The organism is Devosia sp. (genome assembly GCF_030689745.1).
Classification (GTDB): Bacteria; Pseudomonadota; Alphaproteobacteria; order Rhizobiales; family Devosiaceae; genus Devosia; species Devosia alba.
In genome coordinates, this window is sequence record NZ_JAUYGL010000047.1 from 1 (window position 1) to 16566 (window position 16566).

Annotated in this window: 15 protein-coding genes; 8 read left to right on the forward strand and 7 right to left on the reverse strand. The window is 63.6% G+C overall.

Translation table 11 applies throughout. From position 1 onward, the window contains the following. Window positions 1-3 precede the first annotated feature (3 nt). Both Q8O80_RS03995 and Q8O80_RS04000 read left to right on the forward strand, forming a co-directional pair. Complete coding sequence (locus Q8O80_RS03995; protein WP_305577236.1) at window positions 4-420, forward strand: antitoxin Xre-like helix-turn-helix domain-containing protein; 417 nt, start codon at window positions 4-6, stop codon at window positions 418-420. Continuing rightward, complete coding sequence (locus tag Q8O80_RS04000) at window positions 421-1125, forward strand: RES family NAD+ phosphorylase (RefSeq protein WP_305577178.1); 705 nt, start codon at window positions 421-423, stop codon at window positions 1123-1125. A gap of 13 nt (window positions 1126-1138) precedes the next feature. On the opposite strand, the gene gyrB is transcribed toward Q8O80_RS04000, so the two are convergent. From gyrB to dnaN, 3 genes are all read right to left on the reverse strand, one after another. Then, a complete protein-coding gene (gene gyrB / locus Q8O80_RS04005) occupies window positions 1139-3592 on the reverse strand; it encodes a DNA topoisomerase (ATP-hydrolyzing) subunit B (RefSeq protein ID WP_305577180.1) in 2454 nt (817 codons plus the stop codon). A gap of 102 nt (window positions 3593-3694) precedes the next feature. Next, window positions 3695-4807 carry a DNA replication/repair protein RecF gene (gene recF, locus Q8O80_RS04010; protein ID WP_305577182.1) on the reverse strand — a complete coding sequence of 371 codons (1113 nt, stop codon included), beginning with the start codon at window positions 4805-4807 and terminating at the stop codon, window positions 3695-3697. Between the two features lie 183 nt (window positions 4808-4990). Next, on the reverse strand, window positions 4991-6106 hold the full coding sequence (dnaN, locus tag Q8O80_RS04015) for a DNA polymerase III subunit beta (RefSeq protein ID WP_305577184.1): 1116 nt from the start codon (window positions 6104-6106) through the stop codon (window positions 4991-4993). Between the two features lie 200 nt (window positions 6107-6306). Here dnaN and Q8O80_RS04020 point away from each other — a divergent pair, with 200 nt between their 5' ends. After that, window positions 6307-7164: an SDR family oxidoreductase gene (locus Q8O80_RS04020; protein ID WP_305577186.1), complete on the forward strand. Its 858-nt coding sequence runs from the start codon at window positions 6307-6309 to the stop codon at window positions 7162-7164. 58 nt (window positions 7165-7222) lie between these two features. On the opposite strand, the gene dnaA is transcribed toward Q8O80_RS04020, so the two are convergent. The 3 genes from dnaA to mutM form a co-directional block, all read right to left on the reverse strand. Beyond that, entirely contained in the window at window positions 7223-8713 is a 1491-nt protein-coding gene (gene dnaA / locus Q8O80_RS04025) for a chromosomal replication initiator protein DnaA (RefSeq protein ID WP_305577188.1), read from the reverse strand. Window positions 8714-9586: 873 nt separating this feature from the next. After that, entirely contained in the window at window positions 9587-9853 is a 267-nt protein-coding gene (gene rpsT / locus Q8O80_RS04030) for a 30S ribosomal protein S20 (protein WP_305577190.1), read from the reverse strand. 154 nt (window positions 9854-10007) lie between these two features. After that, window positions 10008-10895, reverse strand: a complete 888-nt coding sequence (gene mutM / locus Q8O80_RS04035; protein ID WP_305577192.1) for a bifunctional DNA-formamidopyrimidine glycosylase/DNA-(apurinic or apyrimidinic site) lyase — start codon at window positions 10893-10895, stop codon at window positions 10008-10010. Window positions 10896-10993: 98 nt separating this feature from the next. Here mutM and ubiE point away from each other — a divergent pair, with 98 nt between their 5' ends. The 5 genes from ubiE to Q8O80_RS04060 all read left to right on the forward strand — a co-directional run bounded on the left by ubiE (window position 10994) and on the right by Q8O80_RS04060 (window position 15258). After that, window positions 10994-11758, forward strand: coding sequence for a bifunctional demethylmenaquinone methyltransferase/2-methoxy-6-polyprenyl-1,4-benzoquinol methylase UbiE (gene ubiE, locus Q8O80_RS04040; protein ID WP_305577194.1), 765 nt, complete (start codon window positions 10994-10996; stop codon window positions 11756-11758). A 3-nt stretch (window positions 11759-11761) separates the two neighbouring features. Continuing rightward, on the forward strand, window positions 11762-13312 hold the full coding sequence (ubiB, locus tag Q8O80_RS04045; RefSeq protein ID WP_305577196.1) for a 2-polyprenylphenol 6-hydroxylase: 1551 nt from the start codon (window positions 11762-11764) through the stop codon (window positions 13310-13312). Between the two features lie 72 nt (window positions 13313-13384). Further along, on the forward strand, window positions 13385-13846 hold the full coding sequence (gene dut / locus Q8O80_RS04050) for a dUTP diphosphatase (protein ID WP_305577198.1): 462 nt from the start codon (window positions 13385-13387) through the stop codon (window positions 13844-13846). Next, entirely contained in the window at window positions 13800-14546 is a 747-nt protein-coding gene (locus Q8O80_RS04055; RefSeq protein ID WP_305577200.1) for a DUF2259 domain-containing protein, read from the forward strand. The genes dut and Q8O80_RS04055 overlap by 47 nt, the downstream gene beginning before the upstream one ends. Continuing rightward, on the forward strand, window positions 14536-15258 hold the full coding sequence (locus Q8O80_RS04060; protein ID WP_305577202.1) for a molybdopterin-synthase adenylyltransferase MoeB: 723 nt from the start codon (window positions 14536-14538) through the stop codon (window positions 15256-15258). The genes Q8O80_RS04055 and Q8O80_RS04060 overlap by 11 nt, the downstream gene beginning before the upstream one ends. Before the next feature lie 51 nt (window positions 15259-15309). Here the strand turns inward: Q8O80_RS04060 and fabB are convergent, their stop codons facing one another. Continuing rightward, the gene (gene fabB / locus Q8O80_RS04065; RefSeq protein ID WP_305577204.1) at window positions 15310-16536 is read right to left on the reverse strand and encodes a beta-ketoacyl-ACP synthase I; all 1227 of its coding nucleotides are present in this window, start codon (window positions 16534-16536) and stop codon (window positions 15310-15312) included. Between the last annotated feature and the right edge of the window lie 30 nt (window positions 16537-16566).

Consider the following 16566-nt stretch of genomic DNA (forward strand, 5'->3'; position numbering starts at 1 on the left):
GCGATGCTGGGTCAGGTCGAGCCGCGCGATTGGCAGGATTTTTCGGCCGAGGCCGATCGGGCGCGGCTGTCGGCGGTGGCGCTGAAGGCCTATCGGCGCCTGGTCGGACACTGGGGCCTGACCGGGCAGCAGGCGGCGGCACTGCTGGATGTGTCGAGCAGCACCTGGGAGCGCATGAAACAGGGTGGCAAGGACAAGCTGCTCAGCCAGGACCAGATGACGCGGATTTCCGCGCTGGTCGGCATCTACAAGGGCCTGCACCTGCTGTTTGCCGACGACATGGCCGATCGCTGGCTGCAGCTGGACAACAAGGGACCGCTCTTCAGTCAGCAGACGCCCATCGCATCGATGATCAGGGGTGGCATTCCGCAAATGCTTGAGGTGCGGCGCTATGTCGACGCCGTACGCGGGGGCCTGTGATTGGCCATTGATGGCGTGCCAATTGTTACCGTGGCCTTTCCCACCACGGTCCGGCTGGTGACCACGGCACGGCTGCGCGAATCGGTGCTGGCAGCGCTGGCCGATGACGAAGATGAACTGGCCCTGCTGGCGGAAATCGAGGGGGCGACCAGCACGCGGCAGCTGGCGCAGGATCGGGGCATTTCCGGCCTCGCCGCCAATGAACTGGTCTATGACGTGCCGCACGCCCATTTCATCAATGCCGCCTTTGCCTATGCCCGGCCGCAGCAGCCCAACCGCTTCAATGGCGCCAATCGGGGCGCCTGGTATGCGGCGCTGAGCGTGGAAACCTGCCTGGTTGAAGTGCGCTTTCACCTCACCCGTTTCCTCGCCGATACGGGCGTCTATGCGGCGGTGGTCGATTACACCGAGATGTATTGCAGCCTGGCGGGCGCCTATCTCGACCTGCGGCAGACGCCCGAGCACGCCGCCCTGGGGCCGGACGCGGCCGCGGCTTACCCGATTGGCAATCGGCTGGCCGAGGCGGCCCGCGCCGAAGGCCTCAATGGCGTGATTTACCCCTCGGTGCGCCACAGCGGCGGCACCTGCTTTGCCGCACTGCGCCCGGCAGCGGTGCAGTCAGTCCGCCAAGGGGCGATCTACCGCCTGACATGGCAGGGGACCCCGACACCGATGGTGGAGGGCCCCCTGCCGGCAGTGCAATAGCAATGGTTGCGCGCTAAACGTCCAGATTGGACACGCTGAGGGCGTTTTCCTCGATGAATTCACGACGCGGTTCGACCAGGTCGCCCATCAGGGCGGTAAAAATCTGGTCGGCTTCGTCGGTCTGGTTCACCTCGACCTTGAGCAGGGTGCGGGCATTGGGGTCGAGCGTGGTTTCCCAGAGCTGGGACGCGTTCATTTCGCCCAGTCCCTTGTAGCGCTGCAGCGAGACGCCCTTGCGGCCGGCATCGGTCACGGTCTTGAACAGCGAAGCGGGGCCAAAGATCTGGGTGGTCTCGCCCTTGCGGACCAGGGTTGGCACGCCGCCATAGATCTCGTCGAGCCGGTCGGCCAGCTGGCGCAGCTTGCGCGCATCGGCGCTCTGCATCAGCGATTGGTCGAGCTGGTGGGTTTCCTCCACGCCGCGCACGGTGCGCGAGAAGGCCAGGCCATCTTCGTCGGTGATGGCGCCGGCCCAGCCGCGTTCGAGTTCGTCCGAGATGCGGTCGAGCCGGTTGGCCACGCGGCTCAGGGTCTCGTTGATGCGTGCGGGGTCGCTGAGACCCTCGGGATCGAGCCCGCCGACAATGGCAGCCTGTTCAACCAGGCTGCGATTGTAGCGGGTATTGAGATTGTCGATGGCTTTGACGATATCGCGGGCCTGCTGCAGGATGCCCATCAGATCGGCGCCGGCGTGCTCGGTGCCGTGCTGGGTCTTGAACACGGCTTCGTCCAGGCCATAGTCGAGCAGATAGTCTTCGAGAGCGCGCTCGTCCTTGAGATATTGCTCGGACCGGCCGCGGGTGGCTTTGTAGAGCGGCGGCTGGGCGATGTAGATGTGACCGCGCTCGAGCAGTTCGGGCGTCTGGCGATAAAAGAAGGTCAGCAGCAAAGTGCGGATATGGGCGCCGTCGACGTCAGCATCGGTCATGATGATGATCTTGTGGTAGCGCAGCTTGTCGACGTTGAACTCTTCGCGGCCAATGCCGGTGCCGAGCGCGGTGATCAGCGTACCGACCTGATCGGAGGAGATCATGCGGTCAAAACGGGCGCGCTCGACATTGAGGATCTTGCCGCGCAGGGGCAGCACGGCCTGATTGGAGCGGTCGCGGCCCTGCTTGGCGGAGCCGCCGGCGGAGTCACCCTCGACGATGAAGATCTCCGACTTGGCCGGATCGCGTTCCTGGCAGTCGGCGAGCTTGCCGGGCAGCGAGGAAATTTCCAGCGCACCCTTGCGTCGGGTCAGTTCGCGCGCCTTGCGGGCGGCCTCCCGGGCGGCGGCGGCTTCAGCCACCTTGCCGACAATGACCTTGGCTTCGGCGGGATGCTCTTCAAACCACTGGCCGAGCTTGTCGTTGACGATGTTCTCCACCACCGGCCGCACTTCGGACGAGACCAGCTTGTCCTTGGTCTGGCTGGAGAACTTTGGATCGGGCACCTTGACCGAGAGCACGCAGGTCAGGCCTTCGCGGGTGTCGTCACCGGTCAGCGAAACCTTCTCGCGCTTGGCAATGCCCGAACTCTCGGCATAGCTGGTCACCTGGCGCGTCAGCGCGCCACGCAGCCCAGCCAGATGGGTGCCGCCATCGCGCTGCGGGATGTTGTTGGTAAAGCACAGCACGTTCTCGTGGTAGCTGTCGTTCCACTGCAGCGCGACTTCGACGGTGATGCCGTCCTTTTCGCTGATCATGGTGATCGGCCGCTCGATTACCGGCGTCTTGGACTTGTCGAGATAGTTGACGAAGGCTTCGAGCCCCCCCTCATAGAACAGGTCGACGCTGACCGGCTCGGGATGACGGTTGTCATTGAGCAGGATGTGCACGCCTGAATTGAGGAAAGCGAGCTCGCGCAGGCGATGCTCAAGCGTCTTGAAGTCGAACTCGACCATGGTGAAGGTCTGGTCGGACGGGAAGAAGGTAATCTCGGTGCCGCTACGTCCCTCATAGACACCGGCCTGCTTGTTCTCGACATAGCTGCCGATCTGCTCGAGCGGCGCGTCGGAGTCGCCATGGGTGAAGCTCATCTCGAAGACGCCGCCGTCCCGGCGAATATTGAGCTTGAGCCAGGCCGAGAGCGCGTTCACCACCGAAACACCCACGCCGTGCAGACCGCCCGAGACCTTGTAGGAGTTCTGGTCGAACTTACCGCCGGCATGGAGCTGGGTCATGATGACCTCGGCGGCCGAAATGCCCTCTTCCTTGTGAATGCCGGTCGGGATGCCACGACCATTGTCGTTGACGGACACCGAGCCATCGGCATTGAGGGTGACATTGACCAGGTCGGCGTGACCGGCCAGGGCCTCGTCAATTGCGTTGTCGACCACCTCATAGACCATGTGGTGCAGGCCGGAACCGTCATCGGTATCGCCGATATACATGCCGGGGCGCTTGCGCACAGCATCGAGGCCACGCAGCACCTTGATGCTGTCGGCGCCATATTCTTCGGGAACGGGATTTTCGCTATCGGTCATGGGGTCCGAATCAGTCAGTTTCAGAGTGCTTTTGTTCTAGCGGAACGGGGTGGTATCCCCAAGCAAAATGGCCGTTTTCAGGGCAAATGCCGGGGTTTTGCCCTAGTCGTGCTGCAAGCGACCGTCGCGCACGGTGATGGTCTGGGCGCGCTCACCCAGAGCCTCGAACAGGACGCGGTCCGTGCCGGTCAAAAAGCACTGCGTGCCGAGGCCATCGAGGGCCACGAACAGTGCCCGGCGGCGATCCGGATCGAGATGGGCGGCGATCTCGTCGAGCAGCAGGAACGGGGTGATGGTGGTGCGCAATTTGACCAGCCGGGCATGGGCCAGGATCAGCCCGATCAGCAGCGCCTTCTGCTCGCCGGTGGAGCCCAGGGCGGCCGGAATGGATTTCTGGGCATAGGTGACCTCCAGATCCACCCGATGGGGGCCGACCAGGGTGCGCCCGGCCGCGCGATCGCGACCGCGGCTGCGCTGCCAGCTCTCGCTCAACACGGTCTCAAGCGCCGCCGAGGCGTCCGGCTCGACAGTTTCGGCAAACAGCGGCGTCAGCGCCAGATGGGCGGCAGGGAAGCTGGCATCGTCCAGGCTCTGGCCGATCAGGGTCTGCAAATGGCTCAGACTGTCGGTGCGGGCCAGATGGATGGAGGCGCCCAGCTCTGCCATCTGCGCCTCGATGGCCCCCAGCCAGGCGGGGTCGCCATGGTCTTCGAGCAGGCGGTTGCGCTGCCGCATGGCCTTTTCATAGTCATTGACCGCGGCCGAATGGCTGGGGATCAGCGTGGTCACCAGCCGGTCCAGAAAGCGCCGCCGATCGCTCGCCGGGCCCGAGAACAGGCCGTCCATGGCCGGGGTGAGCCAGAGCACGCGCAAATAATCGCTCATCGCCTCGACCGAGCGGGCATTGGCGCCATTGATGCGGACCCGACGGCCGCCATCGGGCGCGGCACCGGTGCCGATATCGGCAGGACCATCGGCCGTTTCCACCGTCGCGGCCACGGCCCAGCCCAGATCGGCGTCGTGCGCCTGCACGGTCTCGAAAGCGGCACGGCGCAGGCCGCGGCCGGGCGAGAGCAGGGAAATCGCCTCCAGCAGATTGGTCTTGCCGGCGCCATTGGGGCCGGTCAGCACGACGTGGCGGGAATCAAGATCAAGCGCCGCCGCCGCATAATTGCGGAAGGCGGTGAGACGCAGGCGGGAGAGATGGCGGATCATTTGCCTTCTTCCCCTCTCCCCTTGAGAGAGAGGGTGGATCGGCGAAGCCGAGACGGGTGAGGGGTTCGACCAGTCAGCTTAGCCATGCCAACCATTGCAGACCCCTCATCCGCCCTTTGGACACCTTCTCCCTCAAGGGGAGAAGGGGGCATCGCGCGTGTGGACAGTCAGTTCACCGAACGATTAGACGCGCATCGGCATCAGCACGTAGAGCGCGCGGGTTTCACCATCGTCCTTGACCAGCGTCGGCGAGCCGGCGTCGTTGAACATGAAGATGGCGCTCTCGGAGCGGATCTGGCCGATAATATCGAGCAAATAGCGGGCGTTGAAGCCGATCTCGAAGCCGTCCGTGTCAAATTCCACCGCCAGCTCTTCGCTGGCCGTGCCGTGATCGGGATTGGTCACCGACAGCTCGAGCAGGCCGTCCGTGGCGTGCAGCTTGACCGCCTTGCCACCGCGCTCGGAGGCAATGGTAGAAACGCGGTCGACGGCGGTGGCGAAGCTGGCGCGGTCGACCGTCATCTGCTTGTCGTTGTTCTTGGGGGTCACCCGGTCGTAATCGGGGAAGGTGCCTTCGATCAGCTTGCTGAGCAGCACGACTTCACCCACCGCAAAGCGGATCTTGGTCTCGGAGACCTCCACCAGCACTTCGCCATCGGCGCCATCGAGCAGCTTCTGGACTTCGCCGACGGTCTTTTTCGGGACGATGATGCCGGGCATGCCCTTGGCGCCCTCGGGCGCGTCGATTTCGGCGCGCGCCATGCGGTGGCCATCGGTGGCCACGGCGCGCAGCACGGTGCCGGAAATGTCGACGGTATGGAAATAGATGCCGTTGAGATAGTAGCGCGTCTCCTCATTGGAGATGGCGAACTGGGTGCGCTCGATCAGCTCGCGCAACGCGGTGACCGGCATGGAAAACTCATGGCCAAAGGCGCCGGACTTGAGGTCGGGGAAGCTGTCGGGCGACAGGCAGGCCAGATTGAAGCGCGAGCGACCGGAGGTGAGAACCATGTTCTCGCCGCCATCGGTCTCGAGCCGCACTTCGGCGCCATCGGCAAGCTTGCGGACAATCTCATAGAGCGTATGCGCCGGCACCGTGGTGGTGCCGGGCGTCGAGACCATGGCCGGCACCGATTCGGTGACCTCGATATCCAGATCGGTGGCGCGCAGCTCGACCTTGTCATCGCTGGCCTTGAACAGCACGTTGGCCAGAATGGGATAGGTGTTGCGGCGTTCCACAACCCGGTGCACATGGCTCAGTGACTTGAGCAGGTGATTGCGTTCGAGCGTGACTTTCATGCGACGACTTCCCTGGCACTACGCGGCTGCACAAATGCAGCATAAACTCCCGGCGGGCGGGGTGTGGACATTTACAATTTGGTGACCAAAACGCAAGGGCAGCACGCGCTTTGCACCCAGCAAATGCGTGCGGCCGAACGGGCTGTATCGGCGGGCAAATCGGACTAGGTTTGGCGCACAGGAAACAAGAGGAGGCCCGGATGGCCGAATGTTTTGCAGCCGACGGCGTGGCGGTGATTACCGGCGGCGCCAGTGGCATTGGCCGGGCGGCGGCGCGACGTGCTGCCGCAGCCGGCATGAAAATCGCCCTGGTGGACATCAACGCGGCCAAGCTGGCCACAATCGGCGCCGAACTGGCGGGCGTGGTGGGGGGCGCCAATCTGGTGGTGGAACGGGTCGATGTCAGCGACACCGCCGCCATGCTTGGTTTCGCCCGGCAGGTGGAGCAGCAATTGGGCAGCCCGACCCTGCTGATGAACAATGCGGCAGCCTTTGTCAGTGGCGGGCCGGGCGGGATCCTTGATGCCAATGAAAACTGGCAGCGCGTGTTCGCGGTCAATGTATTGGGGCCGGTCAATGGCGTGCAGGCGTTTCTGCCCGGCATGCTGGCGGCAGGGCGCCAGGGGGTGATCATCAATACCGGCTCCAAGCAGGGGCTGACCAACCCGCCGGGCAATCCGGCCTACAATACGTCCAAGGCCGCCGTGAATGCCTATAGCCAAAACCTGGCGCGCGATCTGCGCGAGCGCGAAGGCTGCGCGATCAGTGCGCATCTGCTGATCCCGGGCTGGACCACGACGGGCGACGCCGAACATCGCCCCGGCGCCTGGCGGCCCGAACAGGTGGTCGACTATATGGCGGCAGCAATCGCGCAGGACCGCTTCTTCATCCTGTGCCCGGACGAAGAAACGCCCAATGAAATCGACCACAAGCGCATCTTGTGGAACGCCATGGACATTATCGAGAACCGCCCGGCCCTGTCGCGCTGGCATCCCGATTACCAGCAGGCCTTTGCCGATTTCATGGAACAGGACCTGCCCGTCAGGCCCAAGAACTAGCCTTGGAAACAGTAATGGCGGGCACCGGGCCCGCCATTTTCGTCAATCTTGCGCGGCGCTACTCTTCGAGCATGCGCTTGAGCAGTTCGATTTCCTGACCCAGCTCCACGTCATCCTTGATCATGGACTCAACCTTGCGCACCGAGTGCAGCACGGTGGTGTGATCGCGGCCGCCAAAGCGCCGGCCGATTTCGGGCAGCGAGCGCGATGTCAGCGCCTTGGCCAGGAACATGGCGATCTGGCGCGGGCGCACCACGTCGCGCGAGCGGCGGGCCGAGAGCAGTTCGTTGCGCGGCACCTTGTAGTGGCGCGAGACGATACGCAAAATGTCTTCGATGCGGACCCGGCGCGCCTCGCGGTTGCGGATCAGATCGCCCAGGGTCTTTTCGGCCAGCGGCACGGTGATCAGTTCGCCGGTCAGCTGGTTGGCGGCCACCAGACGGTTGACGGCGCCATCCAGATCCCGGCCATGGCTGATCACGGCGCGCGAGATATAGTCGATGACGGGTGCCGGGAAGTGCATGCCGTAGCGGGCGGTGGACTGATCGGCCCGGCGCTGCACGATGGCGCGACGCAGCTCGAGATCAAAGCCCGAGATCGGTACCACCAGCCCGCCCGAGAGCCGCGAGCGGACGCGCTCATCGAGCATTTCAAGATCACGTGGCGGCGCATCGCCGGCCACCACGACCTGCTTGGCCCCGGTGAGCAGCGTGCCCAGCGTGTGCCCAAATTCGGTGGCCGACTTGCCCTGCAGGAACTGCATGTCATCGATCAGCAGCAGATCGACGCGGCGCAGCCATTCCTTGAAGCCGAGCGCGGACTGGCGCTGCACGGCGGTGATGAAATGGTACATGAAATGGTCGGCGGTCAGATAGACGATGTTCTTGGTGCTGTCGGCCTGCTGCACGGCGTGCGCAATGGCGTTGAGCAGATGGGACTTGCCCAGTCCGACGGTGGAATGGATGTAGACCGGGTTGAAGGTGACCGTGTTGTTGGCGGCCGCATTGGCGATCTGCTTGGCAACGCCGAAGGCCATTTCATTGGCAGCGCCCGGCACGAAACTGTCAAAGGTCATGCGCGCATCAATGGCACTGCCCGAGAGGGCATCGCCCTTGGCAGCGGCGGTGTCGCGCGGGAAGCGCGCCATGCTGGCGAGCGGGGCCTGTGTCGGCGCGGCGGGTGGGTTGGGCGCGTCGCTGGCCATAGGTTCAGCGGCAGCCGGGGTAAAGCGCGGACGGGCCTGCCCATTGACGCGCAGCGTCACCTGGATGCGGTCGGTTTCGGCAAGATCCTGACGGAAGGCCTCGAGCAGGCGCTCGGCATAATTGGATTGGACCCATGAGCACAGAAAACGCGTCGGGGCCGACAGATGCACCACATCATCGACGATTTCTTCCAGCTCCAGGCTGGCGAACCAGGAGGTGAACACATCCACGCCCACAGCAGTCTTGATGCGGGCGCGAACCCGGGTCCACAGCTCACGTTGGGCTTCACTGGAATCGGAGGTGGTCATGACAGGATTATCGCCCTTGTTGATTGTGCTTGTCATTGCAGCATTGGTCTCAGGCCAATTGTCCCTGCCAGCGGTCGCCTGTCGCGTCATCAAGTGTGCCCCGTTTTAACTGTTCGACCGGTCCGCAAAGTCCGGTCTGCATCTGTCTGCGCCGTGGCTGCTCTGTGTTTGCCCACACAGCCATGGCTTCGCCCCTGCCCCCGCTCATGCGAACGCATTATTCCTGTCCGCCGGAATGGACCGGCGGGGTTTATCTATTCCACTGTCATGAACCCGGCCGTACAAGGCCAATGGCTTAATAATAACGCTCCGGCCCCGATCATACCACCAACCACGAGGGCTGGAGACACGGTCTTCACCGTCTGAAACCATCCCGGCATTAGCCGAGCTTTTGCTAAAAACTACGCCCCGAAAAATGACCCCGACAGCTCAGTCAGACGCTCATTGACGGCGCCGTCTCTCAAGCTGACGGGCTTACTTTAGAGGCACGATATGGGGCTCGCAACCGTGGAATCAGCAAAATGGGGGCTTGACTCTGAGGTTGTATTTTTGGGGCCCATCGAAGGGTCCCGACCCCTTCCGGGCAAGGCGCTGGGACTCAACGCAGATTCGCGTCGGGGGGTAATCTGATCGGAAAAAAATTTATTTCCGGAAGGTCAGATTATTTCCTGTCTCGTGGTGCTGCTGCCCGTTTCAACAATAGCCAGCACCGGGCCAAATCCCTCTGAGGGCTCAAGAAATGTCGTCGGTTGACACGATCGGGCGCGCTGGCAAGTGGCGTCACGGCAATGACATATCCCGGGCCAGCCGAAAAACGATACTCACTACCAAACAAACAAAAAGGGCCCCTTGCGGAGCCCCGTTTCGTCAGGTGACCGGCTGCCTTGCAGGCGCCAGTCTCGCCGGCAGTTAAGCGCTGAGCGCCTTCACCCGGCTGTTCAAACGGCTGACCTTGCGCGCGGCCAGATTGGCATGAACAATGCCCTTGCTGGAAGCGCGGGCGATCTCGGGAGCCGCGACTGCCAGGGCTTCCATGGCCAGCTTGTGGTCACCGGCAATAATGGCTTCTTCAACCTTGCGGATGAAGGTGCGCACGCGCGAACGGCGCGACCTGTTGACCGCCGTGCGGGCTTCAATCTTGCGGGTAGCCTTTTTGGCTGAAGGCGTATTGGCCATAATGGTCCTCTTGGCGTCCAACCGGCCGATCGCGCCACGAGGTCGCATGCGTCCGGGATGAAAATGAAAATCGGCGGCCTATCGATAGCCGCCAAGTTGCGCGGTCTATAGGGGATGCCGGCCCGAGCGTCAACTGGATTCAGACCAGCCTGGGTCAGGGTTTGGTCTGGCAGACGGGACAAAAGAAGGTGGATCGGCCCGACTGGACGATGCGCTGGACCACACCAGTGCAGCCAGGGGTGGCGCAGGGGTCGCCCTCGCGGTCATAGACGGCGAAATTGTGCTGGAAATAGCCATTGCCACCCTCGGCATTGCGGAAGTCACGCAGGGTGGAGCCGCCCGAGGCGATGGCCTCATTGAGGACGGTGCGCACGCCGGTCGCCAGCTGCTCCAGCGCCGGTTTGGGCTTGCCCTTGGCCGTCACCAGCGCGCCAGCCAGCACTGTGGGCAGGATATGGGCGCGGTGCAGTGCCTCGGCGACATAGATATTGCCCAGTCCCGCCACCACGCGCTGGTCCAGCAGTGCGGCCTTGATGGGGGTCTTCTTGCCGGCAAATTTGTCGGCCATCGCCGCCGCATTGAAGTCATTGCCCAGCGGCTCGGGACCCAGGCCCAGCAGATAGGGGCTGAGGGTGATGTCATCATAGAGATCGACAAAACCGAAGCGGCGCGGATCGGCATAGATGAGATGGCTCCTGCCGTGCGCGGGATGATCGAGATCGAGCACCAGGTGATCGTGCTTGGGCGGGGTCGCGGTTTCATAATAGCGCGGTGGCTTGTCGATGCCGTGTTCGGCAAAGCGCCAGGAGCCGGTCATGCCCAGATGGCTGAGCAGCGTCTTGCCATTGGAGAGCTCGATCAGCAGATATTTGGCGCGGCGGCCCACCGCCACAATGGTGCTGTCCGCCAGCCCATCGGCCAGGCCCTGCGGGAAGGGAAAGCGCAGATTGGGACGGTTGAGGGTGACGTGATTGATGCGCGCGCCTTCCAGCCAGGGCTGCAGGCCGCGTCGCACGGTTTCGACCTCGGGCAGCTCGGGCATGGCGATCCTCTTTACCTGTGCGGCTTTGCGCGATTGGCAAAGCCCATAACGCTTCTATATGGTGCGCGCCAACATCATTACAGATTAAGAGCATAGCCATGACCGAGGCGCGCGAGACCACCCATTTCGGCGAGCAGACTGTTGCGCTGGACGACAAGCAGGGCATGGTCAACCAGGTGTTCCACGGTGTGGCCGATCGCTACGACCTGATGAATGATCTGATGAGCATGGGCATTCACCGGATCTGGAAGGATGCCATGGTCGCCGATCTGGCGCCGCCCAAGTCCGGCTCGCGGCCCTATCGGGTGCTCGATATGGCCGGCGGCACCGGCGATATTGCCGAGCGCATCATCAATGCCTCGGTGGGTTATGCCGAAGTGGTGGTCTCCGACATCAATTCGGACATGCTGCGGGTCGGGGCCGAGCGCGCCAAGAGCTGGCGCTTTCCGGCGCAGGCCAGCTTTGTCGAAGCCAATGCCGAAGAGTTGCCATTCGCGGACAATAGCTTTGACGCCTATACGATTGCCTTTGGCATTCGCAATGTACCGCGCATCCAGCAGGCGCTGAACGAGGCCCATCGCGTGCTCAAGCGCGGCGGTCGGATTCTGGTGCTCGAATTCAGCCAGGTTGATGTGCCCGGGCTTGACGCCATCTACAAGGCATTCTCGGATACACTGATCCCGCCCATGGGCAAGCTGGTGACCGGCGACGCGCAGCCCTATCAATATCTGGTGGAATCGATCCGCAAATTCCCCAACCCGACGTTGTTCCAGTCCATGCTGAGCCAGGCGGGTTTCAAGCGCGCCAAATTCACCCCGTTCAGCGGTAATATCGCCACGCTGTTTTCTGGCTGGAAGCTCTAGCGCATGCCGTTTTCCGCCTATTTCCGCCTGCTGCGCGCCGGCTATGTCCTGGCCCGCGAAGGCGCGCTTTCGATCATCTCGACCAGGGATCTGCCGCCCGCTCTGGCGCCGCTGCGTGCCGGCATCTGGCTGGGCCGGTTGATCGAGCGCCCCAGCGTGCGCAAGACCGGCCATGTCGAGCGGCTGACCAGGGCGTTGAACCTGCTGGGGCCCACCTATGTCAAGTTTGGCCAGACCCTGGCCACGCGGCCCGACGTGGTCGGGGCCGCCATCGCCAATGATCTGGCTGGCCTGCAGGATCGCATGGATCCATTTGATGCCGCCCTGGTGCCCGGCATTCTGGCGGCGGCGCTGGAGGACAAGGCGACCGAGCTGACCGAGCTGAGCGCGCCCATCGCGGCCGCCTCGATCGCCCAGGTGCATCGCGCCACGCTCAAACCGGCCAATGGACCCAACAAGATTGTCGCGGTCAAGATACTGCGCCCCGGCGTGCAGGCCCGCTTCATGGCCGATATCGAGAGCTTTTACGCCGCCGCCCGGCTGGCCAACCGCTTTGCCGCTTCCACCAAGCGGCTGCGCCCTGTTGAGGTCGTGGAAACGCTGGATCGCTCGGCGCAACTTGAGCTCGATCTGCGGCTGGAAGCGGCGTCGATCTCCGAGATGGCCGAGAATATCAAGGACGATACCGGCTTTGTCATTCCCTCGGTCAGCTGGGACCACGTGGCGCAGAATGTGCTGACCACCAGCTGGGTCGATGGCATCCCGATCCGCGAGCACGCCGCGCTGGACGCGGCGGGCGTCGATCGCAAGGCGCTGGCCGCCAATCTGCTGCAGAGCTTTTTGCGCCATGCCATTCGCGACGGGTTTTTTCACGCCGACATGCATCCGGGCAATCTGTTTGCCGATCCGCGCAGTGGCGATGTGATTGCCGTCGATTTCGGCATTATGGGCCGCATCAACCGCCAGGAACGCCGCTTTCTCGCCGATATCCTCTATGGCTTCATCACCCGCGACTATCGCATGGTGGCCGAGCGGCATTTCGATATCGGCTATGTGCCCAAGGGCCAGTCGGTCGACGATTTTGCGTTGGCGATCCGCTCGATCGGCGAGCCGCTGCACGGCCGCACCGCCGCCGACATTTCGATGGCCCGCGTGCTCGGACAATTATTCGCGATCACCGATCTGTTTGACATGCAGACCCGGCCCGAACTGGTGTTGTTGCAGAAATCCATGGTGCTGGTGGAAGGCGTGGCGCGGGCGCTCGATCCCGATCTGGATATCTGGAGCGTCTCCGAGCCGGTGGTGGGTGAGTGGTTGCGCAAGCAGGCCGGGCCCATGGGCCAGATGGAAAGCCTGGGCGAACACCTCAAGACTGCGGTCGAGGCGGCCGGAAGGGTACCGACAATACTGGCCCAGGCCGAATTGGCGCTGGCCGATTACCACGCCAGAAAGCAACAGCCCGCCGATCTGGTGCTGCGCCGGGCGCTGCTGGGGCTGATCGGCCTCGCCGCAGTGACGCTGCTGGCCGTGCTGTGGCGGGTGCTGACTCTGTAACAGCATGCCGCTTGCCCGCGCTGCAGCGACGCCCTAGTCTGAGCGCCAATAAGCCAAGGATTCGAGCCAGTTATGCCCACCAGCCCGATCGCCATTCCATTGCGCTGGCTTGAGCATGGGCGCGGACTGAAGCTGCCGGCACAGCAGACAGCTGGTGCGGCCGGGCTCGATCTGGCGGCGGCACTGGCGCCCGATGCGACGATCGAGATTGCCCCAGGCGCCTATGCGATGATCCCGACCGGCTTGGCCATTGCCTTGCCGCAGGGCTATGAGGCGCAAATCCGGCCGCGCTCGGGACTGGCGGCAAAACATGGCATTACGGTGCTCAATGCGCCCGGCACGGTGGACGCCGACTATCGCGGCGAGATCAAGGTCGTGCTGATCAATCACGGCACCACCCCGTTTGTGGTGCGGCGGGGCGAGCGAATTGCGCAGATGGTGGTGGCACCGGTGAGTGCCGTTACCCTGGTCGAAAGGGAGACACTGGATGAGACTGAACGCGGCGATGGCGGGCATGGTTCGACGGGCCGCTAGCCTTGTGGGCATGCTCGCCCTGCTGGCCGGGCCGGCCCTGGCGGGCGACCGGGCCCAGATCGACCTGATCGGCTATTCGGCCGATGGCAGCTATTTCGCGTTCGAGGAATTCGGCATTCAGGATGGCTCGGGCTTTGCCTATTCCAGCATCTATGTCGTGGATCTGGTCGAGGACAGCTGGGTGGTCGGCACGCCGTTCCGCCTGCAGGCCGACGAGGAGCGGACGACGCTGAGCGACATTCGCGCCGCCGCGCGGGCCAGGGCGGCCGATAACATTGCAACGCTGGGCATTGAGGTGCCGGGCGAATTGATCGCCATGATCGGGGACGGCGCGGCCGAGGCCGACGGGAAAACCCTGCGCTTTGGCGCGCCCGGCTTCGAGCCCGGCGCGACTATCGGCAGCTATACGCTGACCCTGACCCAGTTCGACACGGTTTCATCGACGCCCTGCGCGGAATGGTTCGACGCGGTGCCGCAGGGCTATTCATTGAGCATCAGCGATGAAAATGGCGAGCGCGTGGTGCATCACGATACCAGCCTGCCCCGCTCGCGCGGCTGCCCGGTCGAGTACCGGCTGTTTGGCGTGGTGCAGCCGTTTGCGGACCAACCGCTCAGCCAGGCGCTTGGCATCATCTCGGTCTACAGCTTTGGCTTTGAAGGCCCGGACCGCCGCTTCATGGTGGTGCCACTTGGCCTCTGACCCCCTTTCCGCCGCCGAAACCCGGCGCTATGCGCGCCATCTGGTGCTCAAGGGCATGGGCGGGCGCGGTCAGCAGGCGCTCAAGGCGGCACGGGTGCTGGTGGTGGGTGCCGGCGGGCTGGGCAGTCCGGCCATCGCCTATCTGGCAGCCGCCGGCGTGGGCACGCTGGGCATCATCGACAATGACACTGTCTCGCTGTCCAATCTGCAGCGGCAGATGATCCACACCACCGCCGGGATCGGCATGGGCAAGGCGGCGAGCGCCGAACGATTCGTGCAGGCGCTGAACCCTGAAATCACTGTCCGATTGCATACCGAGCGGCTGACGCCCGCCACTGCCGCCGTCATCCTGGCCGATTATGATCTGGTGCTTGATGGCACCGACAATCTGGCCACCCGCCGCGCCGTAGCCGCAGCGGCCGAGGCGCTGCAGCGGCCACTGGTATCGGGCGCAGTGTCGATGTTTGATGGCCAGGTGACGGTGTTTGTGCCGGACGGGCCGCGCTTTGCCGATCTCTATCCCGAGGCCGCCAGTGACGATGATCTGCCCAGTTGCGAAGCCACCGGCATATTGGGGCCCCTTACCGGCGTCATCGGCACGCTGATGGCCATGGAAGCGATCAAGCTGCTCACCGGCATTGGCGAACCGCTGATCGGACGGGTGCTGACCTATGACAGCCAGGGGGCCCGGTTTTCGGAATTTTCGTTTTAGGCGCCGGCTTTTCCTCCCCCTCAGGAGGCGAAGGGGACCCCGGCGGGTGGCTTAAGCATCGGGGTGCTTGAACACCAGGGCGGCGTTGGTGCCGCCAAAGCCGAACGAGTTGGACAGCACCACGCCCAGATCAACGTCATCGCGCCGCTGCTGGATGATGGGCATGTCTTCAAAGGCCGGGTCGAGCTGGTCGATATTGGCGCTGGCGGCGATGAAGCGGTGCTTCATCATCAGGATCGAATAGATCGATTCATGCACGCCGGTGGCGCCCTGGCTGTGGCCGGTCAACGACTTGGTGGCCGAGATGGGCGGACACTTGCTCGCATCGCCGAACACGTCGCGAATGGCTTCGATTTCCTTGAGGTCGCCGACGGGCGTCGAGGTGGCATGGGGGTTGATGTAGTCGACCTTGGGACCGACATTTTTCAGCGCCATCTGCATGCAGCGCGCCGCGCCCTCGCCCGAGGGCGCAACCATGTCGAGGCCATCGGAGGTGGCGCCATAGCCGACCAGTTCGGCCCAGATTTTTGCGCCACGCGCCTTGGCGTGTTCGTATTCTTCGAGCACCAGCACACCGGCGCCGCCGGAAATCACGAAGCCATCGCGATTGACGTCGTAGCAGCGCGAGGCCTTGTCGGGAGTGGCGTTGAAGTTTGAACTCATGGCCCCCATGGCGTCGAACAGGTTCGACAGGGTCCAGTCGAGATCCTCATGGCCGCCGGCAAACACGATATCCTGCTTGCCCAGCATGATCTGCTCCATGCCATTGCCGATGCAATGCTTGGAGGTCGCGCAGGCGGCGGTGATGGTGTAGTTCACGCCCTTGATGCCAAAGGCGGTGGCCAGCGTCGCCGAGGCGGTGGAACCCATGGCCTTGGGCACGGCCAGGGGACCAATGCGCTTGGGGCTGGAATTCTTGCGGGTGATGTCGGCGGCCTCGACAATGGTGCGGGTGGAAGCGCCGCCCGAGCCCATGACAATGCCGGTCATGGGGTTGGAAATGTCGCTGTCTTCGAGACCCGCATCGGCGATGGCCTGCTGCATGGCCAGATAGTTCCAGGCCGCGCCCTTGCCCATGAAGCGGGTGACGCGGCGATCAAGCAGCTCAAACGGGTCCAGGCGCGGATCGCCCTTGACCTGGCTGCGGAAGCCCAAATCGGCATAATCCTGGGCAAACACAATGCCTGGCTTGGCCGCAAGCAGGCTTGCGACCACCTCGTCGAGCGAATTGCCGATCGAGGAAATGATGCCCATGCCGGTGACGACAACTCGTCTCATCTTGGCCTCGCTTAGTCCTGGTGTGACGCG